General features: G+C 53.8%; 18 protein-coding genes. 5 read left to right on the top strand and 13 right to left on the bottom strand.

The genetic code is table 11. The features are described 5' to 3' along the window. The first annotated feature begins 26 nt into the window (after positions 1-26). The 3 genes from MKZ24_RS10790 (at position 27) to MKZ24_RS10780 (ending at position 2,241) form a co-directional block, all read left to right on the top strand. Entirely contained in the window at positions 27-569 is a 543-nt protein-coding gene (locus MKZ24_RS10790) for a hypothetical protein (protein ID WP_340782806.1), read from the top strand. A gap of 99 nt (positions 570-668) precedes the next feature. Beyond that, positions 669-1,970 carry an aminotransferase class I/II-fold pyridoxal phosphate-dependent enzyme gene (locus MKZ24_RS10785; RefSeq protein WP_042239300.1) on the top strand — a complete coding sequence of 434 codons (1,302 nt, stop codon included), beginning with the start codon at positions 669-671 and terminating at the stop codon, positions 1,968-1,970. 154 nt (positions 1,971-2,124) lie between these two features. Further along, positions 2,125-2,241 carry a YjcZ family sporulation protein gene (locus tag MKZ24_RS10780; protein WP_209994562.1) on the top strand — a complete coding sequence of 39 codons (117 nt, stop codon included), beginning with the start codon at positions 2,125-2,127 and terminating at the stop codon, positions 2,239-2,241. A gap of 279 nt (positions 2,242-2,520) precedes the next feature. On the opposite strand, the gene MKZ24_RS10775 is transcribed toward MKZ24_RS10780, so the two are convergent. The 5 genes from MKZ24_RS10775 to MKZ24_RS10755 form a co-directional block, all read right to left on the bottom strand. Further along, complete coding sequence (locus tag MKZ24_RS10775) at positions 2,521-3,741, bottom strand: ABC transporter permease (RefSeq protein ID WP_042239302.1); 1,221 nt, start codon at positions 3,739-3,741, stop codon at positions 2,521-2,523. Position 3,742: 1 nt separating this feature from the next. Next, positions 3,743-4,489 carry an ABC transporter ATP-binding protein gene (locus tag MKZ24_RS10770; protein WP_042139777.1) on the bottom strand — a complete coding sequence of 249 codons (747 nt, stop codon included), beginning with the start codon at positions 4,487-4,489 and terminating at the stop codon, positions 3,743-3,745. Then, on the bottom strand, positions 4,486-5,973 hold the full coding sequence (locus MKZ24_RS10765) for a DEAD/DEAH box helicase (RefSeq protein WP_340782797.1): 1,488 nt from the start codon (positions 5,971-5,973) through the stop codon (positions 4,486-4,488). Before MKZ24_RS10765 ends, MKZ24_RS10770 begins: the two co-directional genes overlap by 4 nt. Before the next feature lie 164 nt (positions 5,974-6,137). Further along, positions 6,138-6,914, bottom strand: coding sequence for an SDR family NAD(P)-dependent oxidoreductase (locus MKZ24_RS10760; protein ID WP_340782796.1), 777 nt, complete (start codon positions 6,912-6,914; stop codon positions 6,138-6,140). Positions 6,915-6,942: 28 nt separating this feature from the next. Continuing rightward, positions 6,943-7,398, bottom strand: coding sequence for a chemotaxis protein CheX (locus tag MKZ24_RS10755; RefSeq protein ID WP_042239310.1), 456 nt, complete (start codon positions 7,396-7,398; stop codon positions 6,943-6,945). Positions 7,399-7,797: 399 nt separating this feature from the next. Between MKZ24_RS10755 and MKZ24_RS10750 the strand changes: the two genes are divergently transcribed. Together MKZ24_RS10750 and MKZ24_RS10745 are read left to right on the top strand one after the other, a co-directional pair. Then, positions 7,798-8,700 carry a LysR family transcriptional regulator gene (locus MKZ24_RS10750; RefSeq protein ID WP_042239313.1) on the top strand — a complete coding sequence of 301 codons (903 nt, stop codon included), beginning with the start codon at positions 7,798-7,800 and terminating at the stop codon, positions 8,698-8,700. Between the two features lie 59 nt (positions 8,701-8,759). Next, positions 8,760-9,569: a histidinol-phosphatase gene (locus MKZ24_RS10745; RefSeq protein WP_042239316.1), complete on the top strand. Its 810-nt coding sequence runs from the start codon at positions 8,760-8,762 to the stop codon at positions 9,567-9,569. Positions 9,570-9,685: 116 nt separating this feature from the next. Here the strand turns inward: MKZ24_RS10745 and MKZ24_RS10740 are convergent, their stop codons facing one another. From MKZ24_RS10740 to sdhA, 8 genes are all read right to left on the bottom strand, one after another. Continuing rightward, a complete protein-coding gene (locus MKZ24_RS10740) occupies positions 9,686-10,441 on the bottom strand; it encodes an NADPH-dependent oxidoreductase (RefSeq protein ID WP_445324162.1) in 756 nt (251 codons plus the stop codon). A gap of 297 nt (positions 10,442-10,738) precedes the next feature. Continuing rightward, complete coding sequence (locus MKZ24_RS10735) at positions 10,739-11,821, bottom strand: RNA-guided endonuclease InsQ/TnpB family protein (protein WP_340790126.1); 1,083 nt, start codon at positions 11,819-11,821, stop codon at positions 10,739-10,741. Between the two features lie 9 nt (positions 11,822-11,830). Continuing rightward, positions 11,831-12,391, bottom strand: coding sequence for a GNAT family N-acetyltransferase (locus MKZ24_RS10730; protein WP_052416717.1), 561 nt, complete (start codon positions 12,389-12,391; stop codon positions 11,831-11,833). A gap of 55 nt (positions 12,392-12,446) precedes the next feature. Beyond that, positions 12,447-13,379, bottom strand: coding sequence for a metallophosphoesterase (locus MKZ24_RS10725; protein WP_340782789.1), 933 nt, complete (start codon positions 13,377-13,379; stop codon positions 12,447-12,449). A gap of 143 nt (positions 13,380-13,522) precedes the next feature. Beyond that, positions 13,523-14,308 (bottom strand): potassium channel family protein, encoded by a 786-nt coding sequence (locus tag MKZ24_RS10720; protein WP_340782787.1) that lies wholly within the window; start codon positions 14,306-14,308, stop codon positions 13,523-13,525. 110 nt (positions 14,309-14,418) lie between these two features. Further along, a complete protein-coding gene (locus MKZ24_RS10715; RefSeq protein WP_340782785.1) occupies positions 14,419-15,252 on the bottom strand; it encodes a DUF3891 family protein in 834 nt (277 codons plus the stop codon). Between the two features lie 334 nt (positions 15,253-15,586). Further along, positions 15,587-16,351, bottom strand: coding sequence for a succinate dehydrogenase iron-sulfur subunit (gene sdhB, locus MKZ24_RS10710; RefSeq protein ID WP_042139785.1), 765 nt, complete (start codon positions 16,349-16,351; stop codon positions 15,587-15,589). 363 nt (positions 16,352-16,714) lie between these two features. After that, positions 16,715-18,457, bottom strand: coding sequence for a succinate dehydrogenase flavoprotein subunit (gene sdhA / locus MKZ24_RS10705; RefSeq protein WP_042239322.1), 1,743 nt, complete (start codon positions 18,455-18,457; stop codon positions 16,715-16,717).

Genomic DNA, 18,457 nt, shown 5'->3' with positions numbered 1-18,457 from the left:
ATCCTCTATAGATCGGCGGGAAGTATATGGACTACCACTATCTCTTTCACTATTATGATGAATCCACCGGCCCCTTCCGGAATCTGTCTGACCTTTCGCCTGAATTAGCGGAGACGGTGCTGCAGGATATCCGGGAGCAGAGTAAGGGCTTTGCCAGCCAGCGTTCCGCCGATTATCTGCAGATCCGCAGCAGCCTTGAACAAAGGGCGAGAGAGCAATTTATCGCCAAAGGAGGCCAGCCGGTCCGCCGGCATCCGCATTACATGACTTTGGGGCGATGCCCCTGGCTGCAGCAGTGGTATCCGGAGGGGATGGAGCTGAAGATCCCGGTTGCGGCCTTCAACCCTGAGCGGATCAGCTTCACCTACGGCGATTTATTTCCCACAATGCGCTATGCGGACGGCAAACCTTACCGTGGGCAGGTCTACACACTGATAGAAATCCTTGAGGTAGTCCGCGAATACGGCCTGCCGCAGAAATGGAACGCAGCAGGAGACTCTGGCCCTGAGCGTTACGTCGAAGTCCAGCTCTGGGAGGATCCGCCCGGCTTATTCCAAAAGTATTTATGAAAACGCGGCATTCCTCAGTGACGGCGGCAATTCACGGTGATATAATGTTAGGCAATGTTAGCGTATATATCCCAGAAGAATACCGGAAGGATGAAACTGATGAATCCACTGGCTGGACAATTGAATGACAGCATCAAGGCAGGCAATGAACATGTGTACGATATGCTCTCGAATCTCGGCAAAGCAATCTATTTCCCCAAAGAGGGAATCCTGAGCCAGTCTGCAGAAGCGACGGCTCATGCTAAGAAGTATAATGCCACCATCGGTATTGCTACCGAGAACGGGATGCCGATGCACCTTGGTGTGATCCAGGATAAGCTCTCCGCCTACAGCCCCAAAGACCTGTACGGCTACGCGCCTCCTGCAGGCAAGCCGGAGCTGCGCACGGTATGGCGGGAGAAGATGCTGCGGGAGAATCCGTCGCTGGAAGGCAAGTCCTTCAGCAACCCGGTCGTTACGAACGCCCTGACACACGGGCTTAGCATAGTTGCCGATCTGTTCGCAGAGCAAGGGGATGCCGTCATCTATCCGGACAAAAACTGGGAGAACTACGAGCTGACCTTCGGCATCCGCCGTCTGACCGAAACCGTTAACTATCCGCTGTTCACCGAAGATATGAGCTTCAATAGCGAAGGACTGCTGGATGCACTGCTGGCCCAGAAGGACCGCGGCAAAGCCATCGTCCTGCTCAATTTCCCTAATAACCCGACAGGGTATACACCAGGCGTTAAAGAAGGCGAAGCCATCGTTGCCGCAATCCTGCGTGCCGCTGAAGAAGGCGTTAATGTCGTAGTCGTCAGCGATGATGCTTATTTCGGACTCTTTTTCGAGGATTCACTGAAGGAATCGCTGTTTGGCAAGCTCGCGAACCTGCACCCCCGTGTGCTGGCAATTAAGATTGACGGAGCCACTAAAGAAGAATTTGTCTGGGGCTTCCGCGTTGGCTTCATCACTTACGCTTCCGAGAACAAAGAGCTGCTGGCTGCCCTGGAGCAGAAGACACTCGGTATTATCCGGGCCACCATCTCCAGCGGAGCACATCCGTCCCAGACCTTTGTACTGGATGCGCTGAAGGCGCCGGAATTCGCTTCCCAGAAGGAAGAGAAGTTCCAGATCATGAAGGGCCGGGCCAATAAAGTGAAAGCACTGCTGGACAGTGGCAAATACGGCGACGATGTATGGACTTATTATCCGTTCAACTCCGGGTACTTCATGTGCCTGAAGCTGCTCACCGTGCCGGCTGAAACCTTACGGCTCCACCTGATCCACAATTACGGGCTGGGCACCATCGCCCTCGGCGAAAGTGATCTGCGCATTGCCTTCTCCTGCATCGAAGAGAATCAGCTTGAGGATCTGTTCGATCTGGTCTATGCAGGCATCCGCGATTTGGAGAAAGCCTGATTCCCAGCCTTTGCATACGTAAGTCAGCTCCGGATTTCCGGGGCTGACTTTTTTTTGCCCTGCCCTATGGCATTGGCCTATACACGTTCTTCCCTCCGCACATACAATACGATGTACTCAAGTACAACAACTCAAACGCGAAAGGGGAATGAACATGAGCGAAGAAGTTAGAGGCGGATACGGATACGGACACGGTGCATTCACAAGCACAGGCGCAATTCTGGTTCTCTTTATCCTGCTGGTTATCATCAGCCGTTCACTCTTTGTCTAACCGGGAATAAATCCCTGGAGGGGGCCCTGCGCTCTCTCCGCTCCCCGTGTTGCAGCATTCCCTGTTCCAGCCAAGTAGAAACGGCTTTGCTGTCCTTTTAAGGGACGGTGTTGTTTCAGCGAGAAATAGAAGGATAAGTCATCGTGTGAACATATAAATTCATATATTTTGAAATAAAGAGGAGAACCCCCTCTATTTAAAAATGGCCTCACGCTCCGCGTTAGCAGAGTATGAGGTCATTTTTCATGTGCATATTTTTGTTGATAAAAAGAGTCTGTTCTACAAGTCATCCTCATCCGTCCGGGCTTCCTTACGGGTGGAATAGGCCTTGAACAGATAGGCCAGCAGCGCTCCGCACGCCAATGTTCCCAGAACCGGCAGCGGACGCGCTCCCGCCTGAAGCAGAAGAGGCAGTCCGGTCAGCAGGGCCAGCACCAGATGCGCCCGGAATACAAACTGGATGGTTCCCTTGCCCTTGCTGCCTTCCGGCAGCGGATACACGGTCAGCCAGAACGACTCGCTGTGCAGCTTGCGCAGCGCCGTCAGCTGAATCCCCATCAGGAAGAGGAAGAAGATATAAATGCCGCTGCCGGTGTAGCTGTCCTGATTCATCCAGACCAGGAACAGGTCCAGTACGGCAATCCGCAGGACGATTCCGAAGATATCGCCTCTGGCGAAGCTTTTGGTCAAGAGGAACCGGTAGGCGGAAGACCGCTGCCAGGTTATGCCGCCGCCCCACCGGGACAAATAGCGCCGGGCATAGACCCGCTGCTCACGTCCTGGGACATCAACGAACCAGCCGAGGACCATAAGCGCCCGGGTTCCCTGATTCTTCTCCATCGTAATCAGGCGCTCCCACGGAACAGAGTGCCGGCCGGGTACGGCCAGCGCGGCCGCGTAGGCTGCGGCCAGAATCACGATAAAGATCAGCGCGCGGACGGAAGGCTGCCATACCCAGGCAGCAACCATTAGGATGCCCACTGCCCAGCGCAGCAGGTTGTAGCCTATGGCGGCCGGACGGGAGAGCATAGCAGTCTCCCGCCATAACCCGTAGCTGGCGAGCAGCTTCACCAGGATCAGGACCAGAAGCGTAACCAGCAGTCCCTTATGGGATGTATCCGTGCGTATGTACAGCGGCCATAACGTAATCAGTACAAAAGCCAGGCGCAGGATCTTCCACACATTCCCGCTGACCCATGAAGGGGCGAAATACTCCTTCATCCGGTGGCCCTGCGGCAGCAGGAAGATCGTATCCGGAGTCTGCAGATAGGTCCGGAAGCTGCTGTGCACCGCCGCAGGCACCAGCAGGACCAGCATAATCCAGCGGATGGGAATGCCTGCCGGAATATCGCGCAGCAGTGCAGTATACCAGGCCGAGAAGATAATCAGGACCAGCAGAAACACCATGGCTACACCGCTCTGAATGATATAACCCATATAGGGGATCAGGCTTCCTGTGAACCGGCTGCGCCGCTGCCGGCGCAGCTCCTTCAAATCCATATCATTTCCCTCCCTGAACCAGCTCGTAGAACAGCTGCTCCAAATTCAAGCCCTGCAGCCCGGCCTTCGCCGTCATCTCGGCAAGTGTTCCCTCGGCGATGACCATCCCGCGGTGCAGCACAATGAACCGGTCACAATAGTTCTCTATGGTGGAGAGAATATGCGAGCTAAGCAGAATCGACGCCCCGGATTTCTTCAGATCCAGCATGAAATCCAGCAGCGAGCGGATGCCCAGCGGATCAAGGCCGAGAAACGGCTCATCGATGACATAGAGTGCCGGACGCGCTACGAAAGCGCACATAATCATTACCTTTTGCTTCATGCCTTTGGATAGATGGGAGGACAGGGTATCCATCTTGTCCTCCATATTAAAGAGTGCGGCCAGCTGGCTGGTGCGCGATTCGTAATCACTGCGCTCCACGCCATAAGCTCTGGCAGTGAATTCAACATGCTCGCGGACTGTCATTTCCTCATAGAGCAGAGGGGATTCCGGTACAAAGGACAGTGCGCTGTGATAGCTCTCGGGGTCGCTGCTGCGCGTCTTGCCCTGTACGGTAATCTCACCTTTATGCGGGGACATCAGACCAAGAATATGCTTCATGGTTGTACTTTTGCCCGCACCGTTCAGACCGATAAGCCCGACCATTTCACCGGGCTGCACCTGCAAGCCGATATCATGAAGCACCGGCTTGTTCAGGCTGTAACCTCCGCTTAAACCCGTAATTTGCAATACGGGGGCTGTGTTCATTGACCGTCACCTCTCGGGGTTTTGTTCTTGAGCCACTTCGGGGCTCCCTTATTCTTGCGGTTCTTGTCCCGCTCCGCATTGCTGCGTGCCTTGCCCGCAGGTGTCGCCGCGCTGCGCGTGCCCGCGGCAATCCCCGGCCGGTGCTGCTCACGCCGCACCGTAACACCGCTGCCAGCCGCTGCGCCCGGCTGCCCTGCCGGCGCTTCGCCGCCCGTCCCTCCGGCTGTGCCAGCCGCCGAGGTCCGCACCTGCGGCTTGCCGGCGCGCGGCGCAGCTTCGCCGCCGCGCGGTTCAACCCCCATGCGGCGGGCTGTCCCGCCCCCGCCGCTGCGGAATTCGGCGCGCTCGCCCTCCGTCAGCGCCTTGCCGAAGGCCATTTCCCGCTCGTCCAGCTGGATATCCAGCTCGCGGGCGAATTTGCGCATGATGAACGTCTGCTGCTCCGTAACAATCGTTACGGACAATCCGCGCTTGCCCATGCGCCCCGTGCGTCCGGCACGGTGGACATAGTGCTCGGAGTCAAAGGCCGGATCGAAGCTGACGACCAGCGTCAGATTCTCAATGTCCAGGCCTCTGGCCGCCACGTCGCTGGCAACCAGCACCTTGAGCTTGCCGTCACGGAAGCGGGCCAGCACGTTTGCGCGCGTAACCTTGTCGGCATCCCCGTACAGCGCTGCGGCAGGAAGCCCCAGATGGTTCAGCTTCGCGGTCACTTCAGCAATATCATCGGTAGCATTGACGAACACAATCGCCCGCTCCGGCTTGTAGTGGCGGATCACCCGGCGCAGCATATCCACCTTGTTCCGCTCCTCGGACACCACGTAGTGATGTTCAAGACTCTGGGCCGTCATCATGCCGGGATCAATCCCCACCTCTGCGATGTTCTTCATTTCCTTGTTAGCCAAGAGCTTGGTCTCCGGTCCGATGGTCGCGGACAGCATAACCAACTGGCGTGTGCGCAGCGCGCTGCTGACGATCTTCGTCACTTCGCCCGCGCCGCTGAGCTGGAACATCTGGTCCGCCTCATCGAGAATAATCGTCGTCACCTCATGCATCTTCAGCTTGCGCAGCCCGATCAGCTCCCGCACGCGTCCCGGAGTACCCACAACCAGCTGGGGATGCTCGCGCAGCTTGTCAATCTGGCGTTTGATTGCCGCTCCGCCAATCAGCCCCATCGCCCGGATGCCCCGGTGGGCCCCATAGCGCTCTGCTTCGCGGAGGATCTGCATCGCCAGCTCCTGGGTTGGTGCCAGCACCAGCTTCTGCACCGATTTCTGGTCCGGATTAATCCCTTGCAGCAGCGGCAGCAGGTAAGCCAGAGTTTTGCCTGTCCCTGTCTGGGAAGCGGCCAGCACATCTCTTCCTTCCAGCAGAAGCGGAATCGTCTGCTCCTGTACCGGGGATGGTTCGGTGATGCCGAATTCAGACAATCGGGCAACGAGGTCTTCCTGAATGCCGATGGCTGCAAAAGAAGCTTTATTCATAATAGATATTCATCCTTTTCGCTTAAGATAATATGTTCATTATATGCCAAAAAGGCCTCTCCACCAAATGGAAGGCCACAAGTTCCAATCTACGCCATATTTTATTTATGTAATTCCATCCTGCATGCAAAAGGGGACAAGCCGTTTGCTTCATAGCTGAGTAATCATTTTCTGTTCATAGCGTTATAGGTCAGCTTATCCGCCAGCCGCGGGAATAAGCCGTATAGACGAATTCCGAAGGCTGCCAGACCGGGCAGATCCACTTCTTCCTTGCCTTTCTCCATCAGCTTCACAATCTTCGCAGACACATGCTGCGGAGTCATCATGATCCGGCTTACGCTTTTCTCATAATTGCCTGAAGGGTCGGCGGTCTTGAAGAATTCGGTGGCGATGGGTCCGGGGTTCACGGCCGAGACAATAATGCCGCTCTTGCGGAGCTCCTGGCGGAGCGCATTGGTGAAGCCGAGAACAGCATGTTTGGTAGCCGTATAGGCAACCGCACGGGCTGTACCGATTTTGCCGGCCATAGAGGCCACATTCACGATCTGACCGCTGCCGCGCTCCAGCATATGAGGCACTACCGCCTTGGTGCAGCGGACAATCCCCATATAGTTCACGTCCATCATGGCATCGAACTCGCCGGGCTCCATCTCCGTAAAAGCCGCAAACTTGCCATAACCCGCATTGTTGAGAAGAATGTCGATTCTGCCGTACTGGCTGAGGATTTCCCCGAAGGTACGCTCTACCGCAGACTCATCGGTCACATCACAGACGAACAGTCCAAAAACGCCCGGTATTCCGGCCGCGGTTTCTTTCAGCTTGTCTTCCGAACGGGCCAGCAGAATGGGAACGGCCCCACGCTGGCTGAGCATCTGTGCCGTAAGCGCACCGATGCCGCTCGAAGCTCCTGTAATAACAACAACCTTGCCTTGTAATGCCATGGAATGTGTTCAGCTCCCGATTATCCGCCTAAGAGATCATAACCTGAATATCAAGCTCCCCGATGCCCTCCATCAGAAGCGGAATACTAAGCGCTCTGCGCGGCAGGATGGACATGCTCTCCGACTTCATCAGCTTCGGCGGGGTAATGTCTACAGATACCCCTTGATTGGAAAGAATAGTACTGGCATTGCCGCTGATCATGTTGCCAAGCTCCGAAATGGCACTCTGGCCCATCTCGTCCATTTCCGTAATCACATAGCCGCCCATCATGGCCGACACCATCTTAAGCGCCACATGCTCGGCGATTCCGAAGATAATATTCCCGCTGAGCTGACCTGTCATTCCCACTTGAATCCATATATGATTATCGATCAGTTCAATGTCCTTAATACCCAGAATACCGGTAGACGGCGAGACTTGTATCACCTGTTCAATAACAATTCGTGCAGACTCTAGAAACGGATTGATTACTTCTGCTTTCATGAAAGTGCTGTCCCCCCTCGACCAGGCTTTAGTCATATACCAAAAGTCCTAAGCAATAATGATTTATTATACTTCATATATCGGCATTATTCACCAAAAATTAATGGTCTTGTCGAATGATTTCACAAGATAGTTTGGACAGCGACATTGCCCTGCCGGGTGTAATCTCCTATAATTTAATCAAATGCCAACACTGAACGTAAGATTTGCGGCGCAATTCCTTCCGGGTGCAGCACTCACTGCGTATTTCCCCCCACATTTTCTGGCAGACAATCCGCAGCATGCAGACCCTGGCCCATCAAGCTGTTAACGGCGCAAACGTCCTCTGGAAAGTAGTCACTTTCCCACAGCGATACAATATACGGCGGCACCAATCCGGTAGCCATTAGGGGGCAGTCCATGAATATCAGCCAGCTTGAAACACTGATTACCATTTCCAAAACGATGAGCTTCCGCAAGGCGGGAGAACTACTCAATTTGACCCAACCGGCGGTTTCAGCACAGATCAAAAGTCTCGAAGAAGAATTCAAAACCCAGCTTGTGGACCGGAATCAGCCTGTAACCCTGACAGACCGGGGCCAAGTATTCCTCACGCATGCGGAGCAGATTGTAGGTATCGTTGAAGAACTTAAGCAGCGTCTTGCGGATCTCGAGGAGAATCCCCAGGGGCACATTATTCTCGGAACGACCACCTCCATTGCCATTCAGATTTTGCCGCGGATTCTGTCCTATTTCCAGGACCAGTTCCCGCATATCAAAACCTCGATCTCGTCCATGTCCTCTTCACAAATCTATCAGCATGTCGAGAATGGTCTTGTTGATGTCGGAATCGGCTATCTGATCGGCCGCAGTCCCGGAATGACAACTTCCGTCCTGTATTATGATACCTTTGAACTGGTCGTCTCGCCCCGCCATCCTCTGGCCCAGGTCAAATCGGCCGGTATTGAGGCGCTTGGCAAAACACCGCTTATCCTGCTGTCCCCGGACACCGTCGGCCGGAAATTCGCCGATGAAGTACTGGCCAAACACGGTATCCAGCCCCAGGTCATCATGGAGCTGACCAGCAGCGAAGAGGTGAAACGGATGGTGGAGCTGGATCTCGGGGCAGCCGTTATTTCCAAACAGTCTGTAACCGCCGAGGTCCGAAACGGCACGCTCAAAATCGTCCCGATCATCGAGCTCGAGGTCACCCACCCTGTAGGCGTCATCACCAAATCCGGCAAGTACGTCAATTCGGCCATGAGGCAGTTTCTGAGCGATCTTAAGGGAATGCCCGAAACCCAATTCATCGGCTCAGAGTAACTAATAATCACCAACCTGCAACCTATTCTGCCACTTTGGCCTAAGGAGATGTTACCTCTATGAATTTCGACCTGCATACCCATCATTTCCGCTGCGGTCATGCTGACGGAAGCATCAGGGATTATATTGAAGCAGGGATAACCGCGGGTCTTGATGTGATCGGGATTTCCGATCACACGCCCTATTTCGGAAGTCCGTCCGAGCAGGCTTTTCCGCGTATCGCGATGGCCAAATCGGAGCTTGTCCACTACGTGGAGGAGGTACTGGCTCTGCAAAAGGAGTACGAAGGCCGTATTGATGTCCTGCTCGGCATTGAGTCCGACTATTTCCCCGAGCATGCAGAGCTGTACCGGAAGACGCTTGCCGCCTATCCGTTTGACTATGTGATCGGTTCGGTGCACAGCGTGGACGGCAACAGCATCTTTAATAAAAGCCGCTGGAAGGGTCTGGGCCCTAAGCAGAAGCTGGAAGCCAAAGCGGAGTACTACCGGCTGATCGCCGAATCCGCGCGCAGCGGCATGTTCCAGATCCTCGGACACATTGATGCGATGAAGGGCAATTATCCGCAGTTCTCGGAGATCTCCGCTCCCCGGGAGATTGATGAAGCCTTAAGCGCAATCAGCGAATGCGGGCTGGCCATCGAGATCAACACCTCGGGCGGCACCAAGCTGTGCGGCGGCTGGTATCCGTCGGATGAGATTCTGGAGCGGGCGCTGCATTTCGGCGTGGAGGTCAGCTTCGGCTCCGATGCCCATAAGCCTTCCCGGGTGGCTGATCAGCGCAATAACGTTGCCGTGCGGCTTAAGGAGATCGGATTTAAGCACTGGGTCTACTACAAACGGCGTGAGAAGATTACAGTAGGACTATAGCTGTAGGATATTGGGGCGGCTTAATCCCCGGCTGGACAAAAATAAATGCACCGCATGCGGTTACGCTGTTGACGATGATTGCCATCGTCCGCCGTTACCGCTGCGGTGCATTTTTGCTATGGTTGTTCCTTATTGAGATTATCACAGGTGAAGCCCTGCTGCTTCAGCGTCCGCCCCGCGTCTCCGTACTGCGGATTCAGGGCATAGAAGCGGGCAATCGTACTGCTCCAATCCCTCCCGGTCAGCCCTTGAGCCCTAAGCGACTCACGGTGGGTCTCATTGTACTCCTGGATCAGGGCCTTCTGATCAGGGTTATAGGTTTCTTCATGATACACAGCCGCCATAGGAAGACGCGGCTTCTTCGGCAGCTCTTCGCCCGGATAGCCGATACACAGGCCGGCTACCGGGAATACATATTCGGGCAGCTGCAGCAGCTCGATCACTTCGGCTGTGCGGCGGCGCACGCCGCCGATCGGAATAATCCCAAGTCCCAGCGACTCCGCAGCAGCCACCGCATTCGCTAACGCAATGCCGACATCGGTTGCACCGACCAGCAGCGCATCCACATCCCCTGCCGCTTCAAACGGCTGTTCTTCCAGCTCTGCCGCCAGCCGGGCCCGGTGAAAGTCCATGCAGAACACCAGGAATACCGGCGCTTCGGCCACATGCTTCTGGTTCCCGCTCAATACCGACAGCTGCTGCTTCCGTTCTTCGCTGCGTACCGCAATGACCGATACCTGCTGGCCATTCACCCAGGATGGAGCGGCCTGGGCTGCCTCAATTATGGTCTTCAGCTTCTCTGGTTCTACCGCCTGCCTTGTATATTGCCGGAAAGAGCGGTGGTTCGTAAGTAGTCTAATCACTTCGTTCAAGAGCTATGTCCTCCTCGCCAAATGCTGTTTCTGTATATCCATCATAGCCTAATGACTCCGGCTACCGCCAGCAGAAACAAGCGAAACCGGATTCCGGCATAGTGCTCGCCACAAAAAAATGGACCCGAATCATCGGGTCCCAACAGCAGTTATATTTTCAAAAGGGGGTCATGTACTTAGTTTAACCGGAGACTGTTAGAGTTTGATAACGGCATTATTTCATTTGTGTAACAATATCAGCCTACCCACAGCTAAACAGTGGGATTGTAAGTAATACCTGAGTACTCCTACGTTCGGCTAGCTGACAATAGCCCTTCTCTTAATATTAAGAGAAGCATTGTAGTCGGCGTTAGCAACGAATCCGCACGACACACATTCAAACTGGTCTTGAGTTTTTCGGTTTTCTTTGTCTGTATGACCACAGGAAGAACATTCTTGGCTTGTGTACTTCGGGTCAACGAACACAACAGGAACGCCATTCATTCGAGCCTTATATTCTATGAATTGACGTAACTGGAAGAATGACCATCTGCTTAATCGTTGTCGTTGCGACTTCATAACCGTCTTACTCTTCTGCTTGTTTTTTGAGATACCATTAAGGTTTTCTAATGCAATGACAGAAGAGTGCCTTTGAGCCTTTTCAACGATATTCTTAGAGATGCAATGGTTTATATCACGGGCCATACGACGCTCTTTTCTAGCACGCTGTTGTAACCTTCTTTTAGCAGCCTTAGTTCCTTTGGATTGCAGTTTGGTGCGCAGACGGGAATATCGCTTGCGAAGGTTATTGATCTTTGCACCACTAAAAAATTCACCTTTACTATCTGTTGCAATATTAACAATACCTAAATCAATACCTAATACTTCAGATGTATTGATTCTTTCACCTTCAGGAATTTCTAAAACTAATAAAAGGTAGAAAACACCATTTACAAAAACAAGATCCGCTTGACCTCGAATACGTCTATCTTGCATGACGGAAATATGGTAGCCACTAATAAACATAGGAACTTTAATACGACCTTCAACGGTAGCTAAAGAGACATTTTCCAATCCTTTTAAAGATAGGATACGTTGGTCATACACAATGGCACCGTCTAATTTGAATTGACATTTTGTTTTTTTATTTAACTTGTATGCTTCACAAACCTTGGCGATTGCACGAATAATCAATTGAGAAGAAAGATTTTCAAATTCTATACGAATTGGGTAATAACACAATTGCTGAAGTTTTACTTTAGAAAAGCAATTACTCTCGTAAGCAATTATACTAATTCGATTACATGCCTGGTTAAACTGTTCCATTGTACGTTTAAGTGCTTGATATTGTTCTTGTTTCGGCAATAATTTTATTTTTGTTGTAATAAGGATTCCATTCACCTTCTCCAATTAAAAAGAATGAGCTTCTTTGCGATTTGAGTTTGTGAATACTTTCATTACATCGCCTGAGCCGTCCGCCATCGGCAGTGTCCGCTCCAGGGTCAGACCATTCTTGAGCATCACCTGCTCTGATCTGAGGTTGTCCCCGCGGCAACGTCCCTCCACCTTCAGCAGTTCCAGTTCGCGGAACCCGTAGGCCAGCAGCAGCCCCAATGCTTCAGTGGCGAAGCCGCGCCCCCACCATGTTGGATTAAGCATATACCCCAGCACCGCCTTCCCCTCATGCCGGTTCCAGTTCTGCAGGGAGACCGACCCGATCAGCTCCGGCTGTCCTTTGAGATAGATGCCTGCATGCAATGCGCAAGGGTCATAACCATGCAGCATCCGGTTCACCAGCTTATCCAGAACGCCCTGCTGGGAGGATGAGCCCTGGCGCAGCTGAATATGCGGCTGCACCTCCGGATGGGAGAGCAGCGCCCGCAGCACTGCGCCGTCAGCGGATGTCATACTTTTCAGTTCTACCGCCGCTCCCTGCAGCGCCATACCCATAATCGCTTCATAAGTGCTCATGAACTTCACCCTCTTCTGCTGCTCTCGTTAAGCCGCATCCTCAAGCTCTGCCATCTTACTCCCGGCGCAGAGTCAGTACAGTAAGCTCCGGCCGGCACATGAAGCGCAGCGGCATCATGGTTTCGCCGAATCCCCTGTTCACATACACCGGCATCGCCTTATTCTCTGTGTAATACAGGCCGTCTATGTATTTCTGCGAGCCGTAAGGCGTGAACGGCGCACCCAGCAGCGGCAGACGGATCTGACCGCCGTGGCTGTGCCCTGAGAGCTGCAGGTGAAACGGATACCCTTCCGCCGTATCGGCGTAATCCGGCTCATGCATCATCAGCACCGTGAACGTGCCGTCCGGGATGCCCTGGATTGCGGCCTCCGGGTCCGGCTTGCCATGCAGCATATCGTCCAGTCCTGCCACCGCCATCACGGCGCCGCCCTGCTTGATCAGGTAGGACTGGTTCCGCAGCACACGGAAGCCGGATTCGTTCAGCAGGCGGGTAAGCAGCTCCGTATTCTTGTAATCATGGTTGCCTAGGATGGCATACTTGCCCAGCGGAGCTTCAAGCTCTGCCAGAATAGCGACCGAGTCTGTCAAATCCTCGGCATAGCTGTCCACAATATCCCCGGTGAAGCAGATCAGATCCGGCTTCTCCTCCTTGATGTGCTTAGTCAGCCGGGCCAGATCATGCGCATCCTTGTTGAAGCCCAGATGCACATCGCTGAAATGAACGAGCCGGGTTCCGGCAAAAGCTGAAGGGAGGTCCTTCAGAGGCAGCTCCCTCCGCGTAATCTCCAGCCAGTTAGGCTCGCCCTGCCAGGCATAGCCGCCGGTAAGCAGGCCGGCGCCAACTACGGTTGCCGCCCCCCGGGCGAGGAACTGGCGGCGGGTCATTTTGCGGCTGCCAGCCCCCTCTTTCTGCGGAGGGGGATAACCGCCGGTACCTGCCGCCGGCAGGTCAGACCTGGGAGAGCCCCCGGACGATTTTGTACTCATAGGGAGATTCTCCTTTCTATCCTCAAATCTATTCGGTTAATGCCGTTTATGTTCGTATACTGAGCATGCTGCGCTTATTGGCAACACTTCCAGTTCATCCGTCAGCGCCTGAGATACGGCTAATCGTCAGGCTAATCTGCGGGTTAATCTGACCCCTTATCGCTTCCAGGCCGCTTCGGCGGAATTCCGGCATCCTGTGCTTCCTGTTCATCCTGTGCTTCCTGTTCTTCCTGCTCCCTCTCCTCATGCTTATCTGTTACAGCTTCTTCCACTTTGTCATCAATGTCCACTTCTATAGCCGCTTCAATCTCTTCTTCAGTGGTGCCGGGTCCGAGAATTTTGCGGAACAAGCCCAGCATGGACAGGGCATAGGCAACGGTTATGAAGCTGAAGCAGATCTGCATGACTACAACAAGCCGCGAAGTGTTATCTATGGGAGCCACATCCCCGTACCCGACTGTCGTAAATGTAGCTACGCTGAAGTACAGGAAGGTGATCAGCTGGCTGAGCAGATCCTGGCCTATCCCCTCGCCCTGGAAGGAAGACTGGCCAAACAGCTTATATATGGATGTATATACAACTGTAAAAAAAATAATGCAGCTAAACGCAGCGATGCTGATCCGGACCAGTGTATGCTGCAGCCTGACTTCCTTGCTGTTGGAGTCCTTGATCTCATGAAAAATAAACAGAATATAAAACAGGACCGAAGCCAGGACAAAAATCAGAATCAGACCGCGCAATCCCTTGTTGCCGGGCACAATGGTGCCTAGATCGATCAGGTCCAGCAGATCCTCAACCGAAATCAGGGCATAGATCAGAATGGGGGCCAGCAGAACTCCTTTGCCCATCCAGCTCAGCTTGATCCGGAGAGACCACAGCGCCAGCAATATGATTACAGCAAAATTGAAAATCCATATCCACCACGCCATGGCCTTTACTCTCCTGTTCTCTGCATCCGGCAAGCTTTTATCGGGAAAAGTTACCGGTATTCCGCTGATAATGCCTCACCGCTCATAACCGCTTATATTCCCCACTTCCATTAGCCCGTTGTGTGCCCGCCAGCACCGGACTTCACCTTCGGCTCTTCTCCGGGTCTGCTGGTTACAGTAATCCGGCACTCTTCCTCAGGTGTCTCCCTGTAAGCTGCAGCGATGCCCTTAAGCTTAATGTCCTTCCGGCTAACCCGGCGCTGCTTAAAACATATCCCGACATCCTTGGTGAATGGGAACGGGTCCAGAATCAGCGTGGACTTATCCTGCCACTCTGCCTGAATAGCCTTGCCTGAGGTGAAGCTGAAATCCTCGCTGCCTGAGAAGCCGCCAGCAAACCACGGATGCTTCTCGGACTCGGGGCTTCCCGGTTCACTCAGTGCCAGAAACAGCGACAGATCATCACAGAACTGCAGCAGCCTCGCGTCGTAATACAGTTCGCCTTCGCCGATCGGCCGGCTCTGTTCCAGCTCACGGTGGATACGGGCTCTGCGGTCCGCTTCATCCTGCAGATACTGTGTCAGCTCCGGGCATTCCTCACCGGATACTTCGATCAGCCGTTCGAAATGCGAGCTGCACAGCAGCGCCCCATAAGGTGTATCTGCTTCAACCTCGTCGATGCCCCGTCTATAGAAGGTCAGCTTAGGCACAACGGGGAAGTCGATGAAGCTGTATGGCGCCCCCTCTGCATCGTTCCAGAACGGCGTCTCGTCGAGATCAATCCAGCCCCGGTCATGATTGCTCACCGCCCGCAGCACTTCAGCCCGGCGGCCTTCCGCAGGCGTATGCTCTTCCTTGAACCACTTCGCAAATTCCCCGGCCAGCAGGCCGTGCTCATGCTGCTTCACCATCACAAACGCTCCGTCCTGTTCACGACAAATCACTGTAATTCCTCCCCGTTGTCCACTGCTTGAATACTGCATATAACTATCTGGATTATAACATAATTACCTATATTGATTAGAATCCGGGTGATCGCAGCCACTCTATGTATGATCATGACCCAGTAAGAAGACTGTCTAAAAATGTACCCTTTTTCCACCCTGAAAGAAACATATTCTGCTGCAATAGCCCTTTCCAGTTCCAACCGGAACAGGAAATGAACTCCTGACGCAAACAGGCCGTTCAGGAAATACTCCTGAACGGCCTGTGATTTAAGGACAGCAGCTGATTACACTGCCGCAGATATAAATCGTAAAGAAAATGCAAGCTGTATAGTTACACGCCCAGCCAGCGCTTGAACATATGCTTAGTCGTCTGCTTATTGATCTCGGCAATGGAGGTGGTCAGCGGAATTCCCTTCGGGCAGGCGCGCACGCAGTTCTGCGAGTTGCCGCAGCCGTCGATGCCGCCGTCTTCCATCAGCGCTTCCAGACGTTCGTCAGAGTTCATCTCGCCCGTAGGGTGGGCGTTGAACAGGCGCACCTGCGAAATAGCCGCAGGACCGATGAAATTGGTCTTCTCATTGACATTCGGGCATGCCTCCAGGCAGACACCGCAGGTCATGCACTTGGATAACTCATAAGCCCACTGACGCTTCTTCTCCGGCATCCGGGGTCCCGGACCCAGGTCATACGTGCCGTCGATCGGAATCCAGGCCTTAACCCGCTTCAGGGCATTGAACATCCGGCTGCGGTCAATCACCAGGTCACGGACCACGGGGAAGGTCTTCATCGGCTCAATGCGCACCGGCTGCTCCAGGTTATCGATCAGCGCTGCGCAGGCCTGCCGCGGCTTGCCGTTGATCACCATGGAACAGGCGCCGCATACTTCCTCCAGACAGTTCGATTCCCAGCACACCGGGACTGTATTGTCACCCTTCGCGTTCACCGGATTGCGCTGGATTTCCATAAGCGCGCTGATCACATTCATTCCCGGACGGTAGGCAAGCTCGAACTCCTCCGTATACGGGTTCGTTTCCGGCTCGTCTTGGCGGGTAATGATAAATTTTACGTTTTTGGGAGCTGCTGCAGTTTCCGCCATGTCAGTTACCTCCTAAAAGTTTTGTGAGCATAAACCTCATCGCATGATTTCGTACAAAACTAGCTTCGCAAGCATAAACTTAGCTCCGGGTATATTACTTCTATGCAATCAGTCTTGGTCAGTTCGTTGCAATTGGAGATGGACTTAGTATGGATGCGAGTTCTATTGTATTTCATACAATCAAATCAGGTATTTCCGGCCTTAAATTGCATTCTATTGCAGTTTGTACATTTGAATTTTGCAATTAGCCCCTTTTGAGCTCCTGCAGCCAAATTCTGTTGCACAGAATACATTAGATTGCCTTTTAAAACGCTCAACCGGGCGATTCTGCTGTACAAAATACAATAGAATGCTACAACCCTGTTAGTCCTTCGAGTAATCCCGCACCCGCGGAGGAATCAGTGACACATCCACTTCCTCATATGAGATCTGCGGGCCGTCAGCCGTCCAGGCGGCTTTGGTCGTCTTGAGGAATTCCTCATCATTGCGGGTAGGGAACTCCGGCTTGTAATGCGCGCCCCGGCTCTCGTTGCGCAGCAGCGCTCCGAGGGTCATGGCTTCTGACAGCTCCAGCATATTCCACAGCTGGCGGGTGAAGGCTACGCCCTGGTTGCTCCAGCGTGAAGTATCGCTCATGTTGATGCGGCCGTAGCGTTCCTTTAGCTCTTTGATTTTGCCGATGGTCGCTTCCAGCTTCTTGTTCTCACGCACCACGGTCATGTTGGCCGTCATCCATTCGCCAAGCTCCTTGTGGATTACGTAAGCATTCTCCGTGCCTGTCATCCCCAGCAGAGACTCATATTTGTCTTCTTGCGTCTTGTGGAAGCTGTCAAACACCGTGGAGGAGATATCCTGAACCGACTTCTTGAGCCCCTTGATATATTCCACAGCCTTCGGCCCCGATACCATGCCGCCATAGATCGCCGATACCAGCGAATTTGCTCCAAGGCGGTTCGCCCCGTGATATTGATATTCACATTCCCCTGCGGCGAAGAGACCGGGAATATTCGTCATCTGGTTATAGTCGACCCACATGCCGCCCATCGAATAATGCACAGCGGGGAAGATTTTCATCGGAATTTTGCGGGGATCATCCCCCATGAACTTCTCGTAGATCTCGATAATGCCGCCCAGCTTGACGTCGAGCTCCTTCGGGTCCTTATGCGAAAGATCCAGGTACACCATGTTCTCGCCGTTAATGCCCAGCCCCTGATCCACACACACATTGAAAATCTCACGTGTTGCGATATCGCGCGGCACCAGATTGCCGTAAGAGGGATATTTCTCTTCGAGGAAATACCACGGTTTACCGTCCTTATAGGTCCAGATACGTCCGCCTTCTCCGCGCGCTGATTCCGACATCAGCCGCAGCTTGTCATCGCCCGGGATGGCTGTCGGGTGGATCTGGATGAATTCCCCGTTCGCATAATGCACACCCTGCTGATATACAGCGCTTGCAGCGGTTCCTGTGTTGATGACCGAATTCGTCGTTTTGCCGAAAATAATCCCCGGACCGCCGCTGGCCAGAATGACCGCATCCGCCGGGAAGGTCTGAATTTCCATCGTCTTCAGATTCTGGGCGCTGATGCCGCGGCATACGCGTTCGTCATCGAGAATGACGGAGAGGAACTCCCAGTTCTCGCTTTTGGTCACCAGGCCTTCGGCTTCCCAGCGGCGCACCTGCTCATCCAGCGCATACAGCAGCTGCTGGCCGGTTGTCGCTCCGGCGAACGCTGTCCGGTGGCGCTTCGTCCCGCCGAACCGGCGGAAATCAAGCAACCCCTCCGGCGTGCGGTTGAACATAACGCCCATCCGGTCCATCAGGTGAATAATGCCCGGTGCGGCTTCGCACATCGCTTTGACCGGAGGCTGGTTGGCCAGGAAGTCGCCGCCGTAGACGGTATCGTCGAAATGCTCCCAGGGCGAGTCGCCCTCGCCCTTTGTATTCACAGCGCCGTTGATGCCGCCTTGCGCGCAGACCGAATGCGATCTTTTGACAGGGACCAGTGAGAATAGATGTACATGCGCGCCGGATTCGGCGGCTTTGATGGTAGCCATCAGGCCGGCCAGACCGCCGCCCACGATGATAATATCGGCTGATGCCAT

The organism is Paenibacillus sp. FSL R7-0297, from assembly GCF_038009025.1.
In the GTDB taxonomy this organism is placed as follows: Bacteria; Bacillota; Bacilli; order Paenibacillales; family Paenibacillaceae; genus Paenibacillus_AQ.
The sequence above is the reverse complement of the archived record's forward strand: the minus strand, read 5'-3'. Positions and strand labels throughout refer to the sequence as shown.